This is a genomic window from Streptomyces sp. NPDC048590 (assembly GCF_043199535.1).
GTDB lineage: Bacteria > Actinomycetota > Actinomycetes > Streptomycetales > Streptomycetaceae > Streptomyces.
This window is the reverse complement of the sequence record NZ_JBICWC010000032.1, coordinates 1-1,068: the sequence shown is the minus strand read 5'-3', so window position 1 is coordinate 1,068 and position 1,068 is coordinate 1. Positions and strand designations below refer to the sequence as shown.

At 66.0% G+C, this 1,068-nt stretch carries 1 protein-coding gene; it reads left to right on the top strand.

The features are described from left to right. Positions 1 to 83 precede the first annotated feature (83 nt). Positions 84 to 1,067, top strand: a complete 984-nt coding sequence (locus tag ACGFNN_RS35110; RefSeq protein ID WP_393561974.1) for an IS481 family transposase — start codon at positions 84 to 86, stop codon at positions 1,065 to 1,067. The last annotated feature ends 1 nt before the right edge of the window (position 1,068 follow it).

The following is a 1,068-nucleotide window of genomic DNA, read 5'->3' as shown; positions in this document are numbered from 1 at the left end:
GTTGTTGACGCGGGGGTCTTGATCAAAGGCGAAGACCTCCGGTGTGGTGGAGCTGTCTAGGACTGCACCACACGGAGGTCTTCGTGTCCCACCGTAATGCCCGGCTGACTGTTCATGGCAGGCGGTTGTTGATTCAACGTGTCCGTTCCGGCCGCCCGGTCGCTCATGTGGCCGAGGAGATGGGGATCTCGCGGGCGACCGCCCACAAATGGGTCCGACGGTGGCAGGCCGAGGGCGACCCGGGACTGTTCGACCGCTCGAGCCGACCGCGCACCACCCCGCATCGCACCGCGCCCGAAACGGAAGCCGCTGTCTGTGATCTGCGACAGACCCGCAAGCTCGGACCTGCCCGGATCGGCCCGATCCTCGGACTACCCGCTTCCACGGTGCACCGGATCCTCACCCGCCACGGCCTGAACCGTCTGGCCTGGCTCGACCGGCCGACCGGCGAGCCGATACGCCGCTACGAACGCAGCCGTCCCGGCGAGCTGGTGCACGTCGACATCAAGAAGCTGGGCAACATCCCTGACGGCGGCGGCTGGCGCGCGGTCGGCCGCACAGCCGGCAACCAGAACCGGCAGAACACCACTGACTTGCGCAAGAGCTGCAAACCGGTGATCGGCTACAGCTACATTCACTCCGCCGTCGACGACCACTCCCGCCTCGCCTACAGCGAGGTCCTGGCCGACGAACGCCAGCACACCGCGATCGGGTTCTGGCAGCGGGCCCACGCCTTCTTCACGGGACACGGCATCACCGTCGAACGAGTCATGACCGACAACGGCTCCTGCTACAAGTCCAGACTCTTCACCCAGGCCCTCACCACGCATGGCATCACCCACAAGCGCATCCGGCCCTACCGGCCACAGACCAACGGCAAGGTCGAACGCTTCAACCGCACCCTGCTCGACGAATGGGCCTACCTCCGGCCCTACACCTCCAACGACGAACGCACCGAAGCCCTGGCAGACTTCCTCCACACCTACAACCACCACCGCTGCCACACCGCACTCGGCGGACTCCCGCCCATCAGCCGCGTCAACAACGCTTCGGGTCAATACACCTAGC